Source organism: Microbacterium jejuense (assembly GCF_019511665.1).
GTDB lineage: Bacteria > Actinomycetota > Actinomycetes > Actinomycetales > Microbacteriaceae > Microbacterium > Microbacterium jejuense_A.
The window spans coordinates 39,290-62,493 of record NZ_JAEUAW010000012.1 but is presented as its reverse complement, the minus strand read 5'-3'; the positions used below and the strand labels follow the sequence as shown (position 1 = coordinate 62,493).

Genomic DNA, 23,204 nt, shown 5'->3' with positions numbered 1-23,204 from the left:
GTCAGTCGTGGCCGATGATCGGGATGCGCACGTTGTCGAACTCGGCGCCGGTGAGGATCGCGAAGACCTCGCCGTCGTCGTCGAGCTCGGTCGTGACCTGCGCGACGGTCGCGCGAGGCACCATGTCCATCGTGCAGGCCTGGTCCGCCGGCGGCGTCGCGAAGGTGACGGTGACCTCGGTCGAGCTCGTCGCTGCGACCTCCGAGATCACCGGCACGCACGTCGACGACCCCCACGTGACGATCACGAACTGGCCGTCGTCGGCCCAGCCGGCGCTCGGCAGGTAGTCCGTGGAACCTCCGGCCGTGAGCCCCGCGACGCCGTCCAGATCGGTGTCTCCGGTGTACTCGCCGGTGAGTCGGATCTCGAGGTCCTGCGTCGGGTCGACTCCCTCGGGCACGCCGACGAGGGTCGCCCGGGGGACGTAGTCGGCGGTGCAGACGGTGGCCTCGGGCGGCGCGACCAGCTCGACCTCGAGCACGCCGTTCGCGTACGAGGTCTCGCCCGCCACCGGGATGCAGTCCGTCGAGGAGGACCCCTCGGTCACGAGCGCGATCATGCGTCCACCGTCGACCCAGGCGGCGTCGACCTCGAGCTCGCCGCCCGATCCGCCGGAGGCGGACGCCGAGGACGTCGGTTTCGGCGTGGACGCCGTTCCGGATCCGGCCGGGGTCGCGCACGCGGCGAGCACACCGGCGGCGAGCACCATCAGGCCGACACCGGCGACAAGAGAACGGGAACGGACAGCCATGCGAGCCTCCTCGTTTCAGCGGACACCCACCCCCGAGGCATCCGTCTCTCCCCTATCGTGTCGCAATCCGGCTTGGAATCTCATCGCGTCGATCACATGAAGATCACGATCAGCCGCGACAGACCCTCACTGCAGTGCCGACGTCAGCCGCGCGAGGTTGTCGAGCACAGTCGAACGCAGCGGCTGCTTCTCCCACTCCTCGAGCGTCAGCTCGCGCGACAGGGAGCGGTACATATCTTCGACGGCGCGCATCTCTTGGACGAACTCCTCGCCGCGCACGAGCATCGAGATCTCCATGTTCAGACCGAACGAGCGCATGTCCATGTTGCTCGACCCGATGATCGCGACCTCGTCGTCGATCGTGAGGCTCTTGGTGTGCAGGATGAACGGCTTCTTGTACATCCAGATCTTCACGCCGGCGCGCAGCAGCGCCTCGTAGTAGCTGCGCTGCGCGTGGTAGACGATCGCCTGATCGCCCTCCTCCGACACGAACAGCTCGACGTGGATGCCGCGCTGACACGCCGTCGTGATCGCGAGCAGCATCGCCTCGTCGGGAACGAAGTAGGGGCTGACCACGATGATCTGCCGCTGGGCGGCGTACAGGAGGCCTGCGAACAGCTTGAGGTTGTTCTGGAACTCGAATCCCGGGCCCGAGGGAACGATCTGGCAGTCCAGGTCGCCCGGTCCGGCTGTGACGTCGAACAGGTCGATCTGCTCGGTGAGCACTTCGTCCGTCTCGGAGTACCAGTCACTGAGGAACACCGCATTGATGGATGCCACGACCGGCCCCTCGATGCGCGCCATGAGGTCGACCCAGTGCAGGCCGCGCTTGATGTTCTTGCGGAGGTTGTACGTCGAGTCGGTGACGTTCTGCGAGCCGGTGAAGCCCACGCGCCCGTCAACGACGAGCAGCTTGCGGTGGTTGCGCAGGTCGGGTCGCTGGTACTTGCCCTTGAAGGGCTGCACCGGCAGCATCAGGTGCCACTGCGCCCCCATGGCCGTGAGGCGGCGCAGCGTCTTGCGGTAGTACGGCTTGCCGCGGTTGGCCCAGTGATCCAGCAGCACGCGCACCGTCACGCCTCGCGCCGCCACCTCCTCGAGCGCCCGGAAGAAGTTGTCGGTCGAGGCATCCGTCTGCAGGATGTAGAACTCGACGTGCACGAAGCGCTGCGCCGCACGGATGGCGTCGGCCATCGCGTCCAGGCTGTCCTGGTAGCCGGGGATGAGATGAGCGGCGTTGTCGCCCGCCAGCGGCATGGCTCCGAGGTTGCGGTTGAGCGTCACCAGCGACCGGAACCAGGCCGGAGCGTGGGGCCGCAGGGTGCCGAAGTCGAGGGACGCACTCGTGTCGTGGATGTAGTCGTTGATGCGCTCCTGCTTGCGGCGGCGTTTGCGCGGCAGCCGCGGGTTGCCGATGAGCAGGAACAGGAACACCCCGATCAGCGGGATGAAGTAGATCGCCAGCAGCCACGCCATCGCCGCCGTCGGGCGGCGGTTGCGCGGCACCACGATGATCGCCGTGACACGGATGATGATGTCGACGACGAAGACCAGCACCACCCACCACGTCGCATCGATCGTGATGGTGATCATCGGGCGGTGCCTCTCAAGCGCTGATCAGTGCTGACGGTGTGCCCCACTGTATCGGGGCGGGCCGACACGCCTGGACTGCGGCGGCGACGCGCCGGATCAGCCGTCCGACGGGGCGGACCCGGCCGTGCGCGGCGGCAGGCCGCGCTTGGCCCGCTCCTCGGCGTCGACCTTCGCGTACACGCGACGCTCGGTGCGGTCGGCACGGACGATGCTGCGCAGCACGAAGAAGAAGATCAGCGAGACCAGGACGGTCGGCAGGAGTGTCCACAGCGCCGCCGTCCAGAAGTCCATGCCTTCAAGGATACGCCGTGCGGGTATCGCCTCCTCCCCAGGCGCCGGAACGGTCGCTCGGCGACCGGATCCCTCCACAGGGGTTACGGCGCGCGCGCCGCACCCGCGAGAGTCGACCGCCATGACCCCCACGATCGTGAAGGCGGCGGACGCCGCACAGTTCCTGTCACTCGTCCCGCGGATGCTGGGCTACCGGCCCGTGCGCAGTCTCGTGCTGATCCCGTTCCGCGCCACGAGGAGTCTCGGCGCGATGAGGTTCGACCTGCCGCCCGACGACGAGTCGGCCGAGCGGATCGCCTCCACGGTGATCGGCATGGTCTGCCGGCTCCCCGACGCCGACGCGATCGCCGCGATCGCCTACACCGACGCGTCCTTCGCGCCAGAAGGGATGCCGCACCGCGCCCTCCTCGACGCGCTGGCCTCCAGCGCCGACGCGTGCGGGATCGGCGTCCGCGATCTGCTGTGCGTCGCCGCGGACGCCTGGGCGTCCGCGTTCGACCCGGCGAACCCGCCCGGCGGTCGCCCGCTCGGCGAACTCGACGGCGACGAGGCCCGCCTGATCGGGCTGCCCGCACCCGACGGCGATCAGGCGTCCGGAGCGGAACTGCCGGACTGCGCACCCGAGGAGCGTGACGGGGTCGCCCGTGCGCTGGGAGAGCTGCGGCGCGCGTTGGCGGCGCTGAGCGGATCCGGCGCGACCGCGCCGGGCGAGGAGCCTCCCGCGCCCCCGGGGGCTGCCGCACGCGACCTCGGACCGGTGCCCGGCCCGGTCACGGGAGAGCCTGACGAGACGGGCCCGGGCGCCGAGCGCGTCGATCCGCGCGCGCTCGCAACGGCCGCTCGCCTCGACGACCTGCCCGAGCTCTTCGAGGATGCGCTGCACCGTGACCCCGATGCCCTCGATGCGTACGAGATCGCGGCGATCGGCTGGTGCCTCGCGCGTCCCTCGCTGCGTGACATCGCGCTCGTCCAGTGGAGCGGCAACCTCGCCCAGGGCGACGAGGCGCTCACCGCGCAGCTGCGGTGGGAGTCGGGAGAGGAGTACCCGCCGCACCTCGCGATGCGCATGTGGGGCGAAGGCGACGCGCCGTCACCTGCGAGGCTCGACCGGGCCCTGCAGCTGACCCGCCGGGTGGCCGCATCCGTGCCGGGCGACGCGCAGCCGGGCGCGCTCGCGATGTGCGCATGGCTGGCGTGGGCGCTCGGGCGATCGACGCACGCGGCCGCGTACGCGGATGCCGCGTGCGGCATCGACCCGGACCACGGGCTGTCGCAGATCGTGCTGTCGTTCGTGGGCGCCGCGCACCTGCCGGACTGGGCGTTCCGGCGGTGAGGCTACTTGACCAGCGGGAAGAGGATCGTCTCGCGGATGCCGAGCCCGGTGACCGCCATCAGCAGCCGGTCGATGCCCATGCCCATGCCACCGGTCGGCGGCATGCCGTGCTCGAGCGCCCGCAGGAACTCCTCGTCGATGCGCATGGCCTCCAGGTCCCCGCGGGCGGCGAGCTTGGCCTGCTCGACGAAGCGCTCGCGCTGGATGACGGGGTCGACGAGCTCGGAGTAGCCGGTGGCCAGCTCGAAGCCGCGGGTGTACAGGTCCCACTTCTCCACGACGCCCGGGATCGAGCGGTGCTCGCGCACGAGGGGGCTGGTGTCGAGCGGGAAGTCCATCACGAACGTCGGGCGCACGAGTCCGGGCTTCACGAAGTGCTCCCACAGCTCCTCGACGAGCTTGCCGTGGATGGCGTGGGGCGGCAGTTCGACGCCCTCGGCCTCGGCGAGCGCGACGAGCTCGTCGAACGGCGTCTCGGGCGTGATCTCACGGCCCGCCGCCTCCGACAGCGAGCCGTACATCGAGAGACGGTCCCACTGGCCGCCCAGGTCGTACTCGGTGCCGTCGGCCCACGTCACCGTGGTCGAGCCCGCGACCGCGATGGCCGCGTTCTGGATCAGCTCCTGGGTCAGATCCGCGATGCCGTTGTAGTCGCTGTAGGCCTGGTAGGCCTCGAGCATCGCGAACTCGGGGCTGTGCGTCGAGTCGGCGCCCTCGTTGCGGAAGTTGCGGTTGATCTCGAACACGCGGTCGATGCCGCCCACGACGGCGCGCTTGAGGAACAGCTCGGGAGCGATGCGCAGGTACAGGTCGGCGTCGAACGCGTTCGAGTGGGTGATGAACGGGCGGGCCGACGCACCGCCGTGCTGAACCTGCAACATCGGCGTCTCGACCTCGAGGAAGCCATGCGAGGCGAACGTCGCGCGCAGGCTGGCGTTCACCTTGGCGCGGGCGACGACCGTCTCACGGGCGCGGTCGCGCACGATCAGGTCGAGGAAGCGGCTGCGGACGCGGCTCTCTTCGCTCAGCTCGGTGTGCAGGTTCGGCAGCGGCAGCACGGCCTTGGACGCGATGGCCCATTCCGACACCATGATCGACAGCTCGCCGCGGCGGCTGGAGACCACCTCGCCCGAGACGAAGACGTGGTCGCCCAGGTCGACGAGCTCCTTCCACTGCTGGAGCGACTCCTCGCCGACGGCGGCAAGCGACACCATCGCCTGGATCCGGCTGCCGTCGCCCGCCTGCAGCGAGGCGAAGCACAGCTTGCCGGTGTTGCGGCTGAACACCACGCGACCGGCGACACCCGCCACCACACCCGTCTCGGCACCCGCCTCGAGGTCGCCGAAGCGCTCGCGGAGCGCGGGGATGGTGTCGGTGATCGGCAGGCCGACCGGGTAAGCCCCGCCCGCGGCATCCACTCGCTCGGCGATCAGCCGCTCGCGCTTGGCCAGCCGCACGGCCTTCTGCTCGAAGACGTCTTCTTCGGTCGGCTCGGCGGGCGCGGTCGTGTCGGTCACGGGATGGGCTCCTCGATGGTTCTGCTCCGCAGAATGCGGACCCGACGAGTCTACCGAGGCGCGTCTCGGGGCTCGCTGAGTCCGCGGGCGCCCGTCCGGGCGCCGCCTGGTCGTCGCCGGTCAGCCGAGGTAGATGTCGGCGTTGTCGACGAAGCGGTGGCCGCCGACCGTGGCGGCGATGAGTGCCAGGGCCGGGCCCTGCGAGCCCTCGTCCGCCGGCAGGAACGTCCGCGGATCGACGACGCTGAGGTACTCCAGCCGGATGCGGGGTTCGCCCATGAGCGTCGACTGGGCGGCCGCGATGCACGCGTCGATGCCGCGGTCCGCGTTGGCCGCGGCCGCGTCGAGGGCCACCGGCAGCAGGGCGGCCGCAGCGAGATCGCGCTCCTCGAGCATCCCCACCCGCGTCGACACCGGCAGGCCGTCGTCGCGGCGCACCGTCTGCACGACCTCGACCTCGACGTCCAGGTAGAGATCGCGGATCATCCGCTGCACGAGGAAGACGCGCTGGCGGTCTCGTCCGCCGTACACCGCGACGTCCGGGCGGACCAGGTTCAGGAGCTTCGCCTCGACGGTCAGCAGCCCGTCGAAGTAGTAGGGGCGCGCGCGGCCCTCGTAGCGAAGCCCCAGGTCGCCGGCGGTGACCTTCGTGGTGGCGGCGCCGTCCGGCAGCAGCTCTGCCGTCTCGGGCGCGAACACGACGTCGACGCCGAGCGATTCCAGGAGCTTCTCGTCCTCGTCGGGCGTGCGCGGGTATGCCGCGTGCTCCGCCGGCGAACCGAAGCGCAGCGGGTTGACGAACAGCGACACCACGACGACGTCCGCGAGCTCGCGCGCACGATGGACCAGGTCGATGTGGCCGTCGTGCAGCGACCCGATCGTCGAGATGAGTGCCACACGGGCTGCAGGTGCGGCGGCGCGGAGCTCTGCCAGTCGAGTCCGGAGCCCGTCGACGGTGCTGATCATCCTTGGATCGTAGCGGTGGGGTCGACACCGGGCCCCGAGCCGGCCTCGCTCAGTGCGTGGTCGATCGTCGTGTGCACGAGGGCCGACAGGTACGCACCGGGATGCGGCACACCGGCCTCCGCCAGCAGAGCCGTCGACTGCCGCACGATCGAACGCGAGAACTCGCTGGCCGTCGCGATGGCCTCTGCGTACGCCGGTCGCGCCGCCTCGTCGACGACGACGGGCTCGCATCCGAGTTCGACGGCGAGCGCCTGCGCGATCGGCAGCACCGGAGCGGGTGCCGTGACCGCCGCGTAGGCGCTCGTCAGGGCGCGGAAGTCCATCGAGGTGCCGCTGAACTCGATGGCGGGGTGCACGGCCAGCGGGATCGCCCCCTTCGCGACGGCGGGAGCGAGGATGCCGGTCCCCCACGCCGGGTCGGTGTGCAGGACGAGCTGGCCCGGCTGCCACGCGCCGACGTCGGCGAGCCCGGCGACGAGCCCCTCGAGCTGGTCGTGCGGCACCGCGACGATCACAAGCTCGCTGCGGCGGGCGACCTCGGTCGCGTCGAGCACGGGGACTCCGGGCAGGATCGCCTCGACGCGCTCCGGATCCGACCCCGCGGTGACACCCACCACGGCGTGGCCCGCTCCACCGAGGGCCGCGCCGAGCACCGGCCCCACGCGCCCGGCGCCGATGATCCCGACTCCCAGCCTGCCGTCGCGGGTCATGCCGCCGGCCCCGTGGGGTTCGCGGGCGGAGCCGGCTGGGCCGACGGGACCGCCGGGGCCGCGGCATCCACATCGTCCTCGGCCCAGCGATGGGTCCGGTCGGACTGCGATGCGCGCACCGCCGCGCGGGCCACGTCATCGAACAGGCGCAGCGCAACCTCACGGTCGATCGCCGCCAGGAACGGGGTGACGGGGCCCTGCACCACGTGGGCACGCCCGTTCGTGACGCCGGTCAGGCGATCCAGCGGGCCCTGGTACAGCCCGAAGCTCTGCAGGCGGGCGAGCGGCAGGATCACGATCTTGCGCCACACCACGCCGCGCCGCATCAGGAGCTCGTCGTCGGTCAGCAGGAAGCCGTTGCGGCGGTACGACAGCGGCCGGATCCACCACGCTCGACGCGGCGTGTTCGTGAACGCGTCGTCCTGGGTCGGACCGAACATCCCTTGCTGCACGATGAGCGCCCGCTCCGGCTCGGTCAGCGCGGGCTGCACCAGCCGCAGCACGCGCTCGACGTCGGCCACCGTGCCGACGGGCAGCACGGTCGTGAAGTCGTCGTTGGTGCCGTCCGACGCGCTGCGCCCGGTGAGGCGGTTGATGCGGATCGTCCACCAGCCGGCGGGACGCCACAGGATCGGCTGCGTCACCTCGACCGCGTGGACCCGCCCGGGCGGCAGGATCTCGGTGATGGTCGTGGTGAGGCCGTACGTGATGCGCACGCCGTCGGGCGTCGGTGCGATGGAGTACCGCAGCGACTTGAAGATCGAGCGGACCCAGTACGCGCCGAAGCCGATGATCGCCGGCACGAAGCCGAAGAGCATCCACGTCACGCCCTGCGTGACGCCGACCACGATGGCCACGACGGCGACGAGGAGGCCGACCGTGGACATGCTGAGGACATGGGATGCCACCAGCCGGCCGAGCGGGATGTGCACGACGGACTCCGGCTCGGCCACGGGCGCTTCGGGCCCCTCGATGATCCCGGTGAGCTCGCGGCTGACGGTGAGACCGATCGCCGCGGTGCGTCTCGCCGGACGCGGAGCACCCGCGGGCGGGGCGGCATCCGCGAGCCGGCGGCCCGACGCGAGCCGCAGGATGTCGGCGCGCACCGCCTCGGCGTTCGCGGTCGACAGGTACTCCAGCTTGACATTGGCCGACATGCCGGCGCCGACGACCTCGAGCTTGGCCATGCCCAGCAGCCGGGCGACCATCGGCCGCGTCAGGTTGACGCCCTGCACGCGATCGAGAGGAGCGCGACGCTGGGTGCGGAACAGGATGCCGCTGCGCACCTCGACGTCGTCCTCGGTGATGCGGAAGGTGTGGAACCGCCACGACGTGTAGAACACCGCCACGAGGATGATGAGCACCGCCAGCACCGCCAGCGCGGCGAGCACGTACAGGTTGTTCGCGACGACGAAGTCGATCGGGTCGCCGCCCATCTCCTCCCACTCGACGACCTCGTCGCCGACGCCGGGGGCGAGCCACGGCAAGAAGATGTACACCAGCCGGTCGCGCAGGTTCGAGACGATGATGCCGATCACGACGAGCAGGAACAGCCCGCCCCGCAGCAGCGGGGTCAGCGGATGCAGGCGGTGCCACTCGCCATCGCTCAGCGGGGAGCGGACGAGCTGCGTCGGGGGCGCGGCGGGTCCGTCGACAGGGTCAGGGACCGGCCCCGCGTGGTGCTCAGAAGTCATAGCCCCGTGCGCCGGCTCTCCGCCACCTCGATGAGGTGGTCGCGCAGCGTCTCGGCCGTCGCCTGCGGCAGCCCTGGGATCACGACGCCGGTCGCGGCCGCCGCGGTCACGAACTTGAGCTGCGCGATGCCGAAGCCGCGGTCCAGCGGCCCGTGGGTGATGTCGATCAGCTGCATGCGGCCGTAGGGCACGGCGACGAATCGCTGCCACAGGATGCCGCGCCGGAAGACGAGGTCGTCCTCGCGCAGGCGGTAGCCGATCGCGCGCGCCTGGCGCGGCATGATCGCGAGCGTCCAGATCTGGATGACTGCCAGCACACCGCCGACGAGCCACGCCCACGGCTGGTGCAGCAGGAGCGCCAGCACGAGGGTCGCGACGACCACGACGGCCAGGAACGAGCCGTGCGAGATGAGCTGCACGGTCACGTACTTGGGCGAGATCTGGTGCCACACGCCGCCCTCGAGCACGAGCCGGTTCGCGGACTTCGGCTCGACGATCCGATCGAACGACTGTCCGTCGGCCACGTCGGCCGCGGGCACCGGCGCCGCGGAGGTCGCCGGCGGCTCGGTGGCGTCAGTGACCCTTGAGGCGGGGCTCGAGTCCGGAGTCGTCCCCGGATCCGGGCTGTTCGTCATCGTCGTCCTTCCGGATGGTGCACAGGTGCTCGGCGACGAGTCCGGCGGCCACCAGCACGGCGCCGCACACGGTCGTCGCGATGACCGTTCCCCACGAGCCTATCGACGGCGTGACCGGCCTGGTCGCGAGGAAGATCCACAGTCCGCCGCCCAGACCGCCGATCGCGGCGCCGACGATGCTCGACGCCTTCGCCAGCATCGCGATGCGCAGCGCGCGGAACGGGTTGACGACCGCCTTCGACGTCCCGCGCGTCGCACGCCGGATCGGCACCGCCAGGGCGATCACGATCGCGCCGAGCAGCACCAGCAGGATCGGCAGTGTGACGGCGGGAGTGAACGTCGAGCGCCCGGCCGAGGTCAGCAGCTGGTCGACGAGGAACCCCGCGGCGACCCCGAGGACCGCCGCGACGATGAGCACGCCGGCACCGGTGCGCTTCATTCCGCCCCCTGCAGTCTGCGCAGCGCCTCGTCGACGCGCCCCACCCCGGGGAGCACGGCGTCGGGGTCGACGGCCAGCCACCGACCGAGCACGAAATCACGCTCGGCGGCGCGGGGATGCGGCAGCAGCAGTCGGGGGTCGTCGCTGACCACGTCGCCGTAGGCGATGAGGTCGAGGTCGAGGGTGCGGTCCTCCCACCCCGCCTCCCGTGCCGAGCGCTCGACCGAGCGCACCCGGCCGTGGCGTCGCTCGACGGCGTGCAGGTACTCCAGCAGCACCGACGGCGCCAGACGCGTGGTGAGCACCGCCACGGAATTCAGGTATGCGGGGGCCGCGGCATCCCTTCCCTCGGGCTTCAGCGCGACCGACTCGACGGGCTCGGCGGCCCGCACGGCGTCGACGAGCGGCAGGCGCGCGAGGTCGGTGATCGCGGCGGCCATCGTCTCGGCGCGGTCGCCGAGGTTCGCCCCCAGCGCCACCACGGCCTCGACGGGCGTGCGCGGATGCGGCTCGGCCTCACGGTCGAAGCCCTGCGCCAGTCGCCGGTTCACGCGCCCGCTCCTCCGCCCGCGCCGCGCCGGATCGTCACCGACACGTCGGCGAACGGCACCGTGATCGGCGCGTGCGGCTTGTGGATCGTCACCTCGACCGCGCGCACGAGCGGGTGCCCGAGCAGGTCGTCGGCGATGCGGGCGGCGACGCCCTCGATGAGGTTCAGCGGATCGCTGCCGACGAGCTCCACGATGCGCTCGGCGACCTCGCCGTAGTGCACGGTGTCGGCGACGTCGTCGGATGCCGCAGCCCGCGTCGTGTCGACGAACAGGGTCACGTCCACCACGAACTCCTGGCCGTCGCGCCGCTCGTCGGCGAAGACGCCGTGGTGGCCGAAGGCCCGGACGCCGGTCAGCGTGATCTGGTCGAGGGGTTCCATGCCGCTCCTTCCTCCCAGCTGCGCGCGATGATGAGAGCATCCCGCGTGCCTGCGACATCGTGCACGCGCACCGCCCAGGCGCCGGCCTGCGCCGCCAGGACGCTCGTCACGGCGGTCGCGAGATCGCGGCGCCCCTCGTCGACACCGGCCGGTTCGCTCGACAGCGCCTCGGCCAGGAACCGCTTGCGGCTCGTGCCGACGAGCACGCGCGCGCCCGGTCCGACCAGGCGCTCCAGCCCGCGCAGCACGGCCCAGTTCTGGTCGCCGCGCTTGCCGAAGCCGATGCCCGGATCGAGGATGACCCGCGACGGCGCGATGCCGAGGGATGCCGCCACCTCGACCCGTTCGCGCAGTTCGGCGACCACCTCGCCGACGACGTCGGCGTACTCCGCTCGCGCGTACATGTCGGTCGAGTGCCCGCGCCAGTGCCCCAGGGCGACGTCGGCGCCGGTGGGGGCGACGGCCGCGAGCATGTCGGGATCCGCGAGCCCGCCCGACACGTCGTTCACGATCCGCGCACCCGCCTCGACCGCCGCGATCGCGGTCGAGGCGTTCATGGTGTCGATGCTCACCGGGATGCCGGCCTCGGCGAAGGCGCGCACGACGGGCATCACCCGCTCCTGCTCGACCCGCGGGTCCACACGCTCGGCGCCCGGACGCGTCGACTCTCCGCCGACGTCGAGGATGTCGGCGCCCTGCGCGCGCAGGCGGAGCCCGTGGGCGACGGCGGCGTCGGCATCCGCGTAGCGTCCGCCGTCGCTGAACGAGTCGGGCGTGACGTTCACGATCCCCATGATGAGCGCGGTCACGTGCGGCCGGCTCCGATCAGCGCGACGATCTCGGCGCGGGCGGCGGGTTCGGCGAACTCGCCGCGGGCCGCGATCGTCACGGTCGAGGCATCCGTCTGGCGGGCGCCCCGCATCGTCACGCACTCGTGCGTCGCATCGAGCACGACGAGCACGCCCCGGGCGTCGAGCGACCCGGCGATGACATCGGCGATCTGCTCGCCGAGGCGCTCCTGCACCTGCGGGCGCGACGACAGGATCTCGACGACCTTGGGGAGAGCCCCGAGCCCGACGACCTGCTCGCCGGGCAGGTACGCCAGGTGCGCGTGACCGCGGAAGGGCAGCAGATGATGCTCGCACACGGAGCGGAACAGGATGTCGCGGAGGATCACGGCCCCGGACGGCAGGGTGTCGGGCGCGGGGCCGCGCGACACCGAGATCGTGTGCGCGAGCGGCGCCGCGGCGTCCGCGCCCACTCCCGCGAAGAACTCGGCGTACGCGTCGGCGACCCGCTCGGGCGTCTGCCTCAGTCCAGGGCGTTCGGGATCCTCGCCGATCGCCTCGAGCAGCTCGCGGACGAGAGCGGCGACGCGTTCACGGTCGACGGCCACGGGCGCGCCTCAGGCGGTCGCGGGACGCGCCTGCCCGGACGGACGGCGCTTCGCGGCCTTCTCGGCCGTCGCCTTCTCGGCTTCGACGCTCGCGGCCAGGCCCGCCTCGTCGCGACGCTGCGGCACCTCCACCGGAGGCAGCTCCGAGACGGGGCGCTGCTCGCTCGACAGCCACTGCGGACGCGGGGGCAGCCGCTTGACGTCCTTGAAGATCTCGGCGAGCTCCAGGTGGTCGAGCGTCTCCTTCTCGAGCAGCGCGAGCGCCAGCTTGTCGAGGATGCCGCGGTTGGCGTTGATGACCTCGTACGCCTCGTTGTGCGCCTGCTCGATGAGCTCGCGCACCTGCGAGTCGACGCGCTCGGCGATGCGCTCCGAGAAGTCGCGGCCGTGACCCATGTCGCGGCCCATGAACACCTCGCCCGAGGACTGGCCGAGCTTGACCGGGCCGATGTCGCCGGTCATGCCGTACTCGGTGACCATCTTGCGGGCGATGTTCGTCGCCTTCTCGATGTCGTTCGAGGCGCCCGTGGTCGGGTCGTGGAAGACGATCTCTTCGGCGACGCGACCGCCCATCGCGTACGTCAGCTGATCCTGCAGCTCGTTGCGGGTGACGGAGTACTTGTCGTCCAGCGGCAGCACCATCGTGTAGCCGAGCGCCTTCCCGCGCGGCAGGATCGTGATCTTCGTGACCGGGTCGGTGTGGTTCATCGCCGCCGCCGCGAGCGCGTGGCCGCCCTCGTGGTAGGCCGTGATGAGCTTCTCCTTGTCCTTCATCACGCGCGTCCGGCGCTGGGGACCGGCGATCACACGGTCGATGGCCTCGTCGAGCGCGCGGTTGTCGATCAGCTGCGCGTTCGAGCGGGCGGTCAGCAGGGCGGCCTCGTTCAGCACGTTGGCGAGGTCGGCACCCGTGAAGCCCGGGGTCTTGCGGGCGACGACCTCGAGGTCCACGCCGTCGGCGAGCGGCTTGCCGCGGCCGTGCACCTCGAGGATCTTCTGACGGCCCTTGAGGTCGGGCGCGTCCACGCCGATCTGACGGTCGAAGCGGCCCGGACGCAGCAGGGCCGGGTCGAGGATGTCGGGGCGGTTGGTCGCCGCGATGACGATGACGTTCGCCTTGGGGTCGAAGCCGTCCATCTCGACGAGCATCTGGTTGAGAGTCTGCTCGCGTTCGTCGTGCCCGCCGCCCAGGCCTGCGCCGCGGTGACGGCCGACGGCGTCGATCTCGTCGATGAAGATGATGGCCGGGGCGTTGTCCTTGGCGTTGTTGAAGAGGTCGCGCACGCGGCTCGCGCCGACACCCACGAACATCTCGACGAAGTCCGAGCCCGAGATCGAGTAGAAGGGCACGCCGGCCTCGCCGGCGACGGCGCGTGCGAGCAGGGTCTTGCCCGTTCCGGGAGGGCCGTACAGCAGCACGCCCTTCGGGATGCGCGCGCCGACGGCCTGGAACTTCGACGGGTCCTTCAGGAAGTCCTTGATCTCTTCGAGCTCTTCGATCGCCTCGTCGGAGCCCGCGACGTCCTGGAACGTGACCTGCGGCATCTCCTTGGTCACGAGCTTCGCACGCGACTTGCCGAACTGCATGACCTTGCTGCCGCCGCCCTGTGCGCTCGACAGGAGGAACCAGAACAGCAGGCCGAGCAGCAGCATCGGCAGCAGCAGCGAGAGGAACCCGTCGAACCACGTGGCGCGCGGCACCTCGTCGTTGAACCCGTCCTTCGGGTCGGCCGCGTTGATCGCCTCGACGACCTCGTCGGCGCGGGCCGTGACGTAGTAGAACTGCACGTCGGTGGAGCCCTCGTACTCCTTCGACAGCTTCATGTCGACGCGCTGGTCGCCGTCGGTGTTGACCACCTCGGTGACGGTCTCGCCCTTGAGCAGCTCGAGACCCTCCTGCGTCGAGATCTGCTTCGCGCCGTTCAGGCTCGAGATGAGCGAGAACCCCACGATGAGGAAGACCCCGATCAGCAGGACGTAGAAGAGCGGGTTGCGAGTGATCTTCTTGAAGTCCATGGTGCGGGCCCGAGCCCGATCCCTTTCGTCGACGACCCGTCGCGGGCACGATTACCCCCGTCGACGGTTGTTTCAGGGTACAGCGGGCTTCCTAGGCGCCGTCTGTGCATTCGCCCCGGGCGTAATCCTGACAGCCCCGGTAGCGTGAGGGCCAGGCGCCGCACGAGCCCACGACGAGGAGGACCGCGTGCCCCGGATCCGCACCCGCCTCCGTGCCGTGACCGTCGTGGCCGCGGCTCTCGTGCTCACCGCCTGCGCCTCCGCGCCGCCCGCGGCCGACGCCGAGATCATCGCCGAGATCTCCTGCGCGGGCTCGGACCCACTCGGTGGCGACACCGGACCCCGCGCCGGAGCAGTGCCCGAGGGCTTCGTCCCGGTCGCCGTGGTGCGCTGCCTTCCGTTCCAGACCGCCGAGGACGGCGACGGCGTCTGGTCGGTCACCGCGCGCGAGCGGCTCGAGGGCGACCTCGCTCCGCTGCTGGCCGCGCAGAACTCCCCCGACGACCCGCCGACACTGGGCGCGTGCGCGCTCAGCATGATCATCGCCCCGCAGTTGTGGCTGACGGATGCCGGCGGCCGAGGCATCCGGATCCGCTTTCCCGCCGACGGCTGCGGCCAGCCCAAGGTCGATCTGATCGAGGACGCGATCGCGAAGCTCGACGTGGTGCGCACCGACGAGGACCAGCGGGTGCTCGCCCAGCCGCGGGACGCCGTGGACGCAGGCTGCGAGGCCACGTGGCCTGCGCAGCCGCTACAGCTGGCGCCCGTCGAGGATCTCGAGGCGTCCACGCCAGGGGGTGCGCAGGCCGTGCCCGCGCCGGACCCCGGTGTCACGGGGATCCCGTGGGCGCCGCCGCGCGCTCCGGCGCCCGGCGAAGCTGACGCGCTGACCCTGTGCGCGTACTCGACGGACGAGACCGCGCAGCCCCGGCCCACCCCTTCGCCGCACGCGACGGCATGGACGAGCGTCACCGTCGGCGGGACCGCGTGGTTCACCGGCTCGCGGCGGCTCGACGCCGACGAGACCCGTCTCGTCCTCGAGGCCGTCGCGAACGCGCAGCCGTCGGCGGAGCGCTGCCACGATGAGCCCCGCGCGCTCGTGGTGCTCCACGCGGACGACGGCTCGGCGCCGATCACGGTCGAACTCGACGGCTGCCGCCGCCTCGTCGTCGATCCTCTGACGACCTACCAGGCGTCGCCCCAGCTCATCGGGCTGCTGGCACGATGAGACGCGCGGACGGTCGCGTCAGCTGTAGACGTGCGGCGCGAGCACCGCGACATCGCGAAGGTTGCGGTACTTCTCGGCGTAGTCGAGGCCGTAGCCGACGACGAACTCGGTCGGGATGTCGAACCCGACGTACTTGCAGTGCACCTCGACCTTGGCGGCCTCGGGCTTGCGCAGCAGTGCGAAGACCTCGACGGATGCCGCACCGCGGGCCTCGAAGTTCTCGAGCAGCCAGCTGAGCGTCAGCCCCGAGTCGATGATGTCTTCGACGATCAAGACGTGCTTGCCGAGGATGTCGGTGTCGAGGTCCTTGCGGATCTGCACGACACCGCTCGACTTCGTGCCGGCGCCGTACGACGACACGGCCATCCAGTCCATCGTGACGTGCTTCTTGAGCGACCGCGAGAAGTCGGCCATGACCATGACCGCCCCCTTCAGGACGCCCACGAGCAGCAGATCCCGGCCGTCGTAGTCCGCGGCGACCTGCTCCGCGATCTCGTCGAGCTTGGCCCGGATCTCCTCCTCGGTGACGAGGACTTCGGTGATGTCGCTGGAAACGTCGGCCGCTCGCATGCAGAGAGTCTATTCAGGCCCGGGCTGAGAACTCGATGCGTCCGCCCACGCGGCGGGCGCGGCATCCCGGCAGATCGATGGGTCCCTGCCCCGTCCAGTCCGTCACGAGCCGCGCCACCTCGAGCGTCTGCGACCGCGTGAGGCTCTCGTGGAACTCGCTGGCCACGACGAGCCGGATGATGCGGTGCCGCAGCGCCGCGGGGTTCGCCGCGAGCGCGGCCGCCGACACCGAGATGCCGGCCTCGGCGTGCTCCACGATGTCTTCGATCGTCTCGCCGATCATCTCGTCGAAGGCCGCCGCGTCCTCGCGCAGCTGAGCGGCCGTGCGGGCCAGCGCCTCCGCGATCCCGGGGCCGAGCTCGGCCTCCATCACGGGCAGCACCGTCTCGCGCACGCGCACGCGCGCGAAGCGGGTATCGCGGTTGTGCGGATCCTCCCAGGGTTGCAGTCCGTCCGCGATGCAGGCCGCGCGCGTGGTCGCGCGCCCCACGCCCAGCAGCGGCCGCAGCAGCAGCACACCGTCGATCGCGGATGCCTCGGCCATGCCCTGCAGGCTCGTCGCCCCCGATCCGCGCGCGAGGCCCAGCAGCACGGTCTCGGCCTGGTCGTCCAGGGTGTGCGCCGTGAGGATCGCCGCGGCGCCGAGGGCCGACGCCTCGGCAGCGAGCGCCGCGTACCGAGCTTCGCGTGCGGCCGCCTCCGGTCCGCCGGCCGTGCCGACCGCGACGCGCACGACGCGGGCTTCGAGTCCCAGCGCCTCGGCCTGCGCGGCTGCTGCGGCGGCGGCATCCCCCGATCCCTCTTGCAGGCCGTGGTCGACGGTCACCGACACAGCGCGGAGGCCGCGCTTGGGCGCCTCGAACGCCGTCGCGGCGGCCAGCGCGAGCGAGTCGGCGCCGCCCGACAGCGCGACCACGACGACGCCGCCGGGATCGACGACGGCCAGCGCCTGCCGCACGGCGAGGCGGACCTCGGCGACGGCGGGGTCCAGTCCGGGTCTGCGCTCGTCCACCCGTCAACGGTAGTCATGCAACCGGTCGTTGAGCGAGCGAAGCGAGACGAAACACAGCGGCCCTCGTCGGCATCGCATGTGCGGGGTGGGTATCGACGGCGGGGTGCGACGTTCCGTCTCCGCGAGTCGGTCGCTGAGCGAGGAGCGCAGCGATGAGACGAAGTGTCCTCGCTCCGCTCAACGACCGGGACGGTGGCGGATTAGGCTGGTCGCGGCATCCGCAGACTTTCCGAAGGAGCACCACTATGGGCGCGTACGACGCCGTCATCGAGATCCCGCGCGGCAGCCGCGTGAAGTACGAGGTCGACCACGGCACGGGCCGTGTGTTCCTCGACCGCATCCTGTACACGCCGATGGGCTACCCCACCAACTACGGGTTCTTCGAGAACACCCTCGGCGAGGACGGCGACCCCCTCGACGTGCTCGTGATCCTCGACGTCGACCTCGCGCCGGGCATCCTCGCGAGCGTCCGCCCCGTCGGCGTGCTCAAGATGAGCGACGAGGCCGGCGGCGACGACAAGGTCGTGGCCGTGCTCGCCAAGGACCCGCGCTGGGCGCACATCCAGGACGTCGCCGACATCCCGGAGTACCTGCAGAAAGAGATCGCGCACTTCTTCGAGCACTACAAGGACCTCGAGCCCAACAAGTGGGTCAAGGTCGACGAGTGGGCCGACGCCGCCGAGGCCGAGCGCCTGGTCGGCGAGGCGTTCGACCGCTTCAAGGAGCACGAGGGCCAGACGCTCACGCAGGGCGAGGGCATCGCGCCCAACACGCTCTGACGACAGACATGTGAAGAGGTGGATGCCGGGCGCCCGGCATCCACCTCTTCTCTCTGTTCTGGGGGCCTGTCAGACCGAGATGCCGCGGGCGGCCATGAACGGCACCGGGTTGACGGTGCCGCCGTTGACGTAGACCTCGAAGTGGCAGTGGCAGCCGAACGAGCGACCGGTGTTGCCTTCGCTCGCGATGAGCTGGCCCGCCGACACCCACTGGCCCACGCCCACGAAGATGCCGCCGTTGCGGATGTGACCGTAGCCGGTTCCGATGCCGCCGCCGTGGTCGATCTTGACGTAGTTGCCGTAGCCGCCGTTGTAGCCGGCGTAGACCACGCGGCCCGCGGACGCCGCGTAGATCCCGGCTCCGCAGCCTGCGGCGAGATCGACGCCCGCGTGGAAGGTGCTGGCGCAGCCCTGGCTGCCGCACTGGCTCGCTCGCCAGCCGTACCCCGAGCTCTGCCAGCCGGACGACGGTCGGGCCCAGCCGGAGCCGACGACGGCACCTCCGCCACCGCCGCCTCCGCCGCCACCGCCCGACGCTGCTTCCGCGTCGCGTCGGGCCTTCTCTTCTGCCTCGCGCCGTGCCTTCTCTTCCGCCTCCTTGCGGATGCGCTCGCCCTCCTGGTACTCGGCGATGGTCCTCGCCGTGGTGTCCTGCAGGGCCGCGAGCTGCGCTTCGAGTTCGCCCTTCTTCGCGTTCTGCGCGTCGAGCGCAGCCTGGGCAGCCTCGGCGGCCTGCTGAGCGGCGATCATCTTCTCTTCGGCGATCTTCTGCAGCCTGTCGCGCTCCGTGCGCTGCACGGCAGCCTGGTCGCTGAGGCTCTGGGCCGAGTCGCGGGCGGTGACCGCCTGGGCGTAGAGATCCTGGTTGCGCTCGACGAGCTTGTCCATCGTGCCCAGGCGCGTGAGCAGATCATCGGCCCCCGCGGCGGATCCCGAGAAGAACAGCTCCATCGACGTGTCGTCGCCGCCGTTGCGGTACAGCTGTGCGGCGACACGACCGGCCTTGGTGGCGGCGTCGTCGGCCGCCGCTGCCTGCTCGTCGGCCTGCCGCTGCAGCTCGTCGGCACGCCATGCGGCGACGAAGAACTCCTGCTGCGCGGCATAGAACTCGTCGCCGGCCTGCTTGGCCAGCTGCTGCTTGGCGGCGACTTCGGCTTCCAGACCCGCGATGAGGTTCTGGATGTTGGTGATCTCGGCGGCCTTGGCCGTCTCGTTGGCCTTCGCGGCCTGGACGTCGTCCCACGAGGGGTAGTCCGCGGCGTAGGCGCGACTGCCGAACGGGTTGAGCGCGGTACCGAAAGAGCTCAGGGCGGCGACGCCCAGGATGCCGATGCCCAGCGCGGTGCGGCGGTTCATGCCCGGCCACAGACGCTTCTGCTCGGCAGGCGAAGGGGCGCATCCGCACTCGGGATCTACCTCGTCGGACGCCTTCGTGGTGACGTTGTCGGGCTGCACGGGTCCTCCCCCCTCGCGACGTCAACGTTTTTCACATTAGCAACATCGGTAACATGCGCAACCCCCAGCTCCGCACGTCGAACGCCGCCTTCGGGGAGCGGTCACCCCGCCAGTGTCTCCCCGGAGCGGGCCTTCCACAAGGGCGCCACGCCCTCGATTCGCGTTTTGCCGGATGTTTACGTATGCTTGGTCCTCGGCAGTGAGCCCCTGCGGTTCACCCGGCCCCATCGTTTAGCGGCCTAGGACGCCGCCCTTTCACGGCGGTAGCACGGGTTCGAATCCCGTTGGGGTCACGCCCACAATTCAATAAGCATGGCCCTGTAGCGCAGTTGGTTAGCGTGCCGCCCTGTCACGGCGGAGGTCGCGGGTTCAAGTCCCGTCAGGGTCGCTCCGAGCGACGGGCCCTTTTCTTGAAGAGGGCCTTTCGTCTAGGAAGCGGCAGATCTTGCATGTGCCGCTCGGCTCTGTAGCTCAGTTGGTAGAGCGTTCGACTGAAAATCGAAAGGTCACCGGATCGATGCCGGTCGGAGCCACAAGGGTGATCGTTACAATCACCCCAGGAACCCTCGCGTAGCTTCTACATCGCGGGGGTTTCGTCTTTTCCGCGAGTCGCAAGATGACGACGACGTCACGACCGGAGCGCGAGCACCACGACGACGACGGCGACGAGGACGTCGAGCACGGCGCAGAACTCCGCGAACCTCTGGTCCACGACGCGGTGCGCGCGATGATGGACGAGGTCCCACGCGGCATGGCCGAGCAGCGCCGCGCCGACGAGCACGCCCCCGACTGCGGGACTGAGCTGCACGGCCACGTACGCCAGCGCGCCGAATGCCGCCATGCCCGCGACCTGGAGCGGGAACGCCCACCACGGGCGAGTGCGCCGGGTGACGAGTCCGAACGTCAGGAGCACGGCGGCCAACGCGAACAGCCAGGGCAGCGCATCGACGGCGGCGAACTTGTCGAGGCCGATCAGCGCGAACGTGACGGCGAACGCGATCCACGCTGCCGCGCGGCGGCCCGTGGCACCCGCGGCCAGGTAGACCAGCCCCGAGGCGACCACGACCGGAGCGGCGTCGCGGGCGTCGCCGAGCCCGTACGCCGTGCCGGCGGCGACGAGCACGCCGAGAGCGGCGGGCCACACGCGGCGCCACGACAGCCCGCGGCGATCCTCCCTGCGCCCGATGGAACGCGACTCGTCCGCCACAGAAGGGGGAGCGCTCATCTTCCGCCCACTTTCTTGAACATTGATGTACAAGTACCGGAGACTATACAGCCGTGTTCAGGTTTCACGGAAGGGGGGCGACGACCAGGCCGGGCGCCGACTTCCGGATAAAGTGAACATCGGTGTTTGACCTGAAGGGTGGGCCGATGGCGGAAGTCCGGACCAAGAGCGGCGAACCGGCGAAGACAGCCGAGACCAAGCGGCCAAAGCGCGCTGATGCACTGCGGAACATCGAGGCGATCATCGACGCGGCGACACGGATGCTGGCGGTCGATGCAGACGCGAGCCTGAACGACATCGCCAAAGGTGCGGGCGTGGGGCGCATCACGCTCTACGGCCACTTCGACTCGCGGGCGGCGCTGCTTCGCGCGGTGGCGGATCGAGCTATCGCCCAGAGCGACCGGCAATTGGCCACTCTGGACCTCGAAGGCGATCCTCGGGCCGCACTCGCACGACTGCTGGAAGCCTCGTGGGAGCTGACGCACCGCTACGGAGCCCTGGTGATCGCCGCCTCGCAGGCCCTGTCACCCGAGCAGTTGCAGCGCGTGCACGACGAGCCGGCCGCGCGCGTCCGCGCGCTGCTGGAGCGGGGTCGCGCCGCGGGGGCGTTCCGGGACGACACCCCGATCGAGTGGCAGGTCACCGTGATCCAGGCGATCCTCCACGGGGCATCGACCGCGGTGTACCGCGGGGAGATCGCGGCGGAGGACGCGCCCGGACTCGTCCGCGACACGGCGCTCGCAGCCCTCCGGTAGAGGCACGCCGCCACCCACGGGCAGAGGCGGGGCGGGTCCGTCTCCCGCTCTTGTCGAACATGGATGTACGAGATACCTTTACTCGTACACTGCCGTTCGATTTAGAGGAGGTGCCCCCTCGTGACCGACCCGCAGTTCGCCGCCACCGCGGCATCGGCGCCGCTGGATCCGCGACGCTGGCTGATCCTGGCCGCACTCGGGATCGCACAGCTGATGCTGATCATCGACGTGACCGTGGTCGCCGTCGCCCTTCCAGACCTGGGCGCTGATCTGGGGCTCGACCGTGCGGGAGTCGCCTGGGTGGCGAGCATCTACGCGCTCGCCTTCGGTGGGCTGATGCTGCTCGGCGGCAGAGCAGCCGACATCGTCGGCCCGCGAAGGCTCGTGCTCGCCGGACTCGTCGTGTTCACCGCCGCGTCGATGCTCGCCGGTCTGGCGTCCGGCGTCGAAACGATGCTCGCAGCTCGGGCGCTGCAGGGCGTGGGGGCGGCGATGATGTCGCCGGCCGCCCTGTCGGTGATCGTGCGCACCTTCAGCGGAGCCGAACTGACGCGAGCACTCGGCGTGTGGTCGGCCCTCGGGGGAGCCGGGGCGGCCGTGGGCGTCCTTCTCGGCGGCGTCCTCACCTCCGGGCCGGGCTGGCCGTGGGTGTTCTACGTGAACGTCCCGCTGGGTGTGCTGCTGCTGGTTGCGCTGCGGAGGTGGGTGCCGCCGCTCGCGGGGGACGGCGGCAGGCTCGACGTCGCCGGCGCCGTCCTGGCCACGGCATCCACGGGCGCGGTGGTCTACGGGCTGATCTCGGCCGGCGACTCGGGGTGGGTGAGCGTGCACACGGTGCTTCCCGCGGCCGTAGCGATCGCCGGGTACGCGCTGTTCGCGTGGCGCATCCGGACTGCGTCCACGCCGCTGGTCGAACCGGGGATGCTTCGCCGCAGGCCGATCGTGCGTGGTCTCGCGCTCGTGTTCGTGGCGACGGCACTGATGATCTCGGTGTTCTTCCTCGGATCGTTCGGGCTGCAGCGATCGCACGAGCTCACGGCGCTGGAGACGGGGCTGTCGTTCCTTCCGGTCGCGGCCGGAACGATCCTTGGCTCCGCGCTCGCCGGACGAGTCCTCCCCCGCTGGGGCGTGCGCGCCGTCTCGGTGGCCGGCCTGATGATCGCCGCGATCAGCATGGCCGCGGCAGCCGCGATCCCGTCCGTCGTCGCCCTGATCGTGTCGACGACGGCGGCCGGCTTCGGCATCGGCGCGGGATTCGTCTCCGCAGCCGCAAGCCTCTTCTCCGCCGTCCAGCCCCACGAAGCCGGAGTCGCATCGGGCGCTCTGAGCACCTTCCACGAGTTCGGCGCGGCGACAGGCGTCGCCGCCGTGTCCAGCGTCGCCGCGGCGGCGCTGGTCACTCCTGCCGCGGACGCATTCGCCTCCGGCTACTGGTTCGCCGCAGTGGTCGCCGCCGTCGCCGGCCTGCTCTGCCTCGTCCGTCCGAAAGAACGACGCTGACGTCCCGAGAACACCTGACACGCAGACTGGAGCACACCCTGATGCCTACGAACGCCCGGCCCCTCGACCTCTTCGCGGGGATCCTCGTCGACGACCTGGCGGTCTCCGTCGACTGGTACACACGTCTGCTCGGCGCCGAGCCGTCCTTCCGGCCCGACGACACGGAGGCGGTCTGGACCGTCGACGAGCATCGGTTCGTCTATCTCAAGACGGGCCAAGGCGCACCCGGGAACAGCCTCGTGACCATTCTGGTAGGTGACCTCACGGGGTTCCTCCGCGACGCCGAGGAGCGCGGGGTCATCCGCGATGACCTCGAGGACTACGGTGACGGAGTGCTCAAGGCCGTCTTCCACGACCCCGACGGGAACGAGTTCGGCGTGGGGGTCGTCCCGCCGCAACAGCACTAGC

At 70.8% G+C, this 23,204-nt stretch carries 24 protein-coding genes and 3 tRNA genes; 9 read left to right on the top strand and 18 right to left on the bottom strand.

Annotated features, from left to right (window positions below; translation table 11 throughout):
- Position 1: 1 nt before the first annotated feature.
- From JNB62_RS14730 to JNB62_RS14720, 3 genes are all read right to left on the bottom strand, one after another.
- Positions 2–751, bottom strand: a complete 750-nt coding sequence (locus JNB62_RS14730; protein ID WP_220301652.1) for a hypothetical protein — start codon at positions 749–751, stop codon at positions 2–4.
- A 126-nt stretch (positions 752–877) separates the two neighbouring features.
- Positions 878–2,344, bottom strand: coding sequence for a cardiolipin synthase (cls, locus tag JNB62_RS14725; RefSeq protein ID WP_220301651.1), 1,467 nt, complete (start codon positions 2,342–2,344; stop codon positions 878–880).
- Positions 2,345–2,440: 96 nt separating this feature from the next.
- Positions 2,441–2,635 (bottom strand): hypothetical protein, encoded by a 195-nt coding sequence (locus JNB62_RS14720; RefSeq protein WP_220301650.1) that lies wholly within the window; start codon positions 2,633–2,635, stop codon positions 2,441–2,443.
- A gap of 121 nt (positions 2,636–2,756) precedes the next feature.
- On the opposite strand from JNB62_RS14720, the gene JNB62_RS14715 reads away from it, so the two are divergent.
- Positions 2,757–3,968 (top strand): DUF4192 family protein, encoded by a 1,212-nt coding sequence (locus JNB62_RS14715; RefSeq protein WP_220301649.1) that lies wholly within the window; start codon positions 2,757–2,759, stop codon positions 3,966–3,968.
- Between the two features lie 2 nt (positions 3,969–3,970).
- Here the strand turns inward: JNB62_RS14715 and lysS are convergent, their stop codons facing one another.
- From lysS to ftsH, 11 genes are all read right to left on the bottom strand, one after another.
- A complete protein-coding gene (gene lysS / locus JNB62_RS14710) occupies positions 3,971–5,485 on the bottom strand; it encodes a lysine--tRNA ligase (protein WP_220301648.1) in 1,515 nt (504 codons plus the stop codon).
- Positions 5,486–5,605: 120 nt separating this feature from the next.
- The gene (gene panC / locus JNB62_RS14705) at positions 5,606–6,451 is read right to left on the bottom strand and encodes a pantoate--beta-alanine ligase (RefSeq protein WP_220301647.1); all 846 of its coding nucleotides are present in this window, start codon (positions 6,449–6,451) and stop codon (positions 5,606–5,608) included.
- Positions 6,448–7,161 carry a Rossmann-like and DUF2520 domain-containing protein gene (locus JNB62_RS14700; RefSeq protein ID WP_220301646.1) on the bottom strand — a complete coding sequence of 238 codons (714 nt, stop codon included), beginning with the start codon at positions 7,159–7,161 and terminating at the stop codon, positions 6,448–6,450. The genes panC and JNB62_RS14700 overlap by 4 nt, the downstream gene beginning before the upstream one ends.
- Positions 7,158–8,855: a PH domain-containing protein gene (locus tag JNB62_RS14695; RefSeq protein ID WP_223231169.1), complete on the bottom strand. Its 1,698-nt coding sequence runs from the start codon at positions 8,853–8,855 to the stop codon at positions 7,158–7,160. The genes JNB62_RS14700 and JNB62_RS14695 overlap by 4 nt, the downstream gene beginning before the upstream one ends.
- A complete protein-coding gene (locus JNB62_RS14690; RefSeq protein WP_220301645.1) occupies positions 8,852–9,490 on the bottom strand; it encodes a PH domain-containing protein in 639 nt (212 codons plus the stop codon). The genes JNB62_RS14695 and JNB62_RS14690 overlap by 4 nt, the downstream gene beginning before the upstream one ends.
- Positions 9,429–9,929, bottom strand: coding sequence for a DUF3180 domain-containing protein (locus JNB62_RS14685; protein WP_220301644.1), 501 nt, complete (start codon positions 9,927–9,929; stop codon positions 9,429–9,431). The genes JNB62_RS14690 and JNB62_RS14685 overlap by 62 nt, the downstream gene beginning before the upstream one ends.
- Entirely contained in the window at positions 9,926–10,480 is a 555-nt protein-coding gene (gene folK, locus JNB62_RS14680) for a 2-amino-4-hydroxy-6-hydroxymethyldihydropteridine diphosphokinase (protein WP_220301643.1), read from the bottom strand. The genes JNB62_RS14685 and folK overlap by 4 nt, the downstream gene beginning before the upstream one ends.
- Entirely contained in the window at positions 10,477–10,860 is a 384-nt protein-coding gene (folB, locus tag JNB62_RS14675) for a dihydroneopterin aldolase (protein ID WP_220301642.1), read from the bottom strand. The genes folK and folB overlap by 4 nt, the downstream gene beginning before the upstream one ends.
- Entirely contained in the window at positions 10,833–11,654 is an 822-nt protein-coding gene (gene folP, locus JNB62_RS14670; protein WP_220301713.1) for a dihydropteroate synthase, read from the bottom strand. Before folP ends, folB begins: the two co-directional genes overlap by 28 nt.
- Positions 11,655–11,665: 11 nt before the next feature.
- Positions 11,666–12,256 carry a GTP cyclohydrolase I gene (gene folE, locus JNB62_RS14665; protein ID WP_220301641.1) on the bottom strand — a complete coding sequence of 197 codons (591 nt, stop codon included), beginning with the start codon at positions 12,254–12,256 and terminating at the stop codon, positions 11,666–11,668.
- Between the two features lie 9 nt (positions 12,257–12,265).
- Positions 12,266–14,272 (bottom strand): ATP-dependent zinc metalloprotease FtsH, encoded by a 2,007-nt coding sequence (ftsH, locus tag JNB62_RS14660; protein ID WP_220301640.1) that lies wholly within the window; start codon positions 14,270–14,272, stop codon positions 12,266–12,268.
- Between the two features lie 187 nt (positions 14,273–14,459).
- On the opposite strand from ftsH, the gene JNB62_RS14655 reads away from it, so the two are divergent.
- Positions 14,460–15,500 (top strand): hypothetical protein, encoded by a 1,041-nt coding sequence (locus JNB62_RS14655; RefSeq protein WP_220301639.1) that lies wholly within the window; start codon positions 14,460–14,462, stop codon positions 15,498–15,500.
- Positions 15,501–15,518: 18 nt separating this feature from the next.
- Here JNB62_RS14655 and hpt read toward each other — a convergent pair whose 3' ends face one another.
- Positions 15,519–16,070 carry a hypoxanthine phosphoribosyltransferase gene (hpt, locus tag JNB62_RS14650; protein ID WP_220301638.1) on the bottom strand — a complete coding sequence of 184 codons (552 nt, stop codon included), beginning with the start codon at positions 16,068–16,070 and terminating at the stop codon, positions 15,519–15,521.
- 13 nt (positions 16,071–16,083) lie between these two features.
- Positions 16,084–17,082 carry a tRNA lysidine(34) synthetase TilS gene (gene tilS, locus JNB62_RS14645; protein ID WP_220301637.1) on the bottom strand — a complete coding sequence of 333 codons (999 nt, stop codon included), beginning with the start codon at positions 17,080–17,082 and terminating at the stop codon, positions 16,084–16,086.
- Positions 17,083–17,327: 245 nt separating this feature from the next.
- Here tilS and ppa point away from each other — a divergent pair, with 245 nt between their 5' ends.
- The gene (ppa, locus tag JNB62_RS14640; RefSeq protein ID WP_220301636.1) at positions 17,328–17,861 is read left to right on the top strand and encodes an inorganic diphosphatase; all 534 of its coding nucleotides are present in this window, start codon (positions 17,328–17,330) and stop codon (positions 17,859–17,861) included.
- Between the two features lie 69 nt (positions 17,862–17,930).
- On the opposite strand, the gene JNB62_RS14635 is transcribed toward ppa, so the two are convergent.
- A complete protein-coding gene (locus tag JNB62_RS14635; protein ID WP_220301635.1) occupies positions 17,931–19,217 on the bottom strand; it encodes a M23 family metallopeptidase in 1,287 nt (428 codons plus the stop codon).
- A 319-nt stretch (positions 19,218–19,536) separates the two neighbouring features.
- Here JNB62_RS14635 and JNB62_RS14630 point away from each other — a divergent pair.
- The 3 genes from JNB62_RS14630 to JNB62_RS14620 all read left to right on the top strand — a co-directional run bounded on the left by JNB62_RS14630 (position 19,537) and on the right by JNB62_RS14620 (position 19,849).
- Positions 19,537–19,609, top strand: a tRNA-Glu gene (locus JNB62_RS14630).
- Between the two features lie 21 nt (positions 19,610–19,630).
- Positions 19,631–19,704: transfer RNA gene (locus JNB62_RS14625), tRNA-Asp, on the top strand.
- A gap of 72 nt (positions 19,705–19,776) precedes the next feature.
- Positions 19,777–19,849, top strand: a tRNA-Phe gene (locus JNB62_RS14620).
- 95 nt (positions 19,850–19,944) lie between these two features.
- Here JNB62_RS14620 and JNB62_RS14615 read toward each other — a convergent pair.
- On the bottom strand, positions 19,945–20,541 hold the full coding sequence (locus tag JNB62_RS14615) for a hypothetical protein (RefSeq protein ID WP_220301634.1): 597 nt from the start codon (positions 20,539–20,541) through the stop codon (positions 19,945–19,947).
- 146 nt (positions 20,542–20,687) lie between these two features.
- Between JNB62_RS14615 and JNB62_RS14610 the strand changes: the two genes are divergently transcribed.
- From JNB62_RS14610 to JNB62_RS14600, 3 genes are all read left to right on the top strand, one after another.
- A complete protein-coding gene (locus JNB62_RS14610; RefSeq protein ID WP_220301633.1) occupies positions 20,688–21,296 on the top strand; it encodes a TetR/AcrR family transcriptional regulator in 609 nt (202 codons plus the stop codon).
- 120 nt (positions 21,297–21,416) lie between these two features.
- On the top strand, positions 21,417–22,796 hold the full coding sequence (locus JNB62_RS14605) for an MFS transporter (protein WP_308291818.1): 1,380 nt from the start codon (positions 21,417–21,419) through the stop codon (positions 22,794–22,796).
- Between the two features lie 41 nt (positions 22,797–22,837).
- Positions 22,838–23,203: a VOC family protein gene (locus JNB62_RS14600; RefSeq protein WP_220301632.1), complete on the top strand. Its 366-nt coding sequence runs from the start codon at positions 22,838–22,840 to the stop codon at positions 23,201–23,203.
- The last annotated feature ends 1 nt before the right edge of the window (position 23,204 follow it).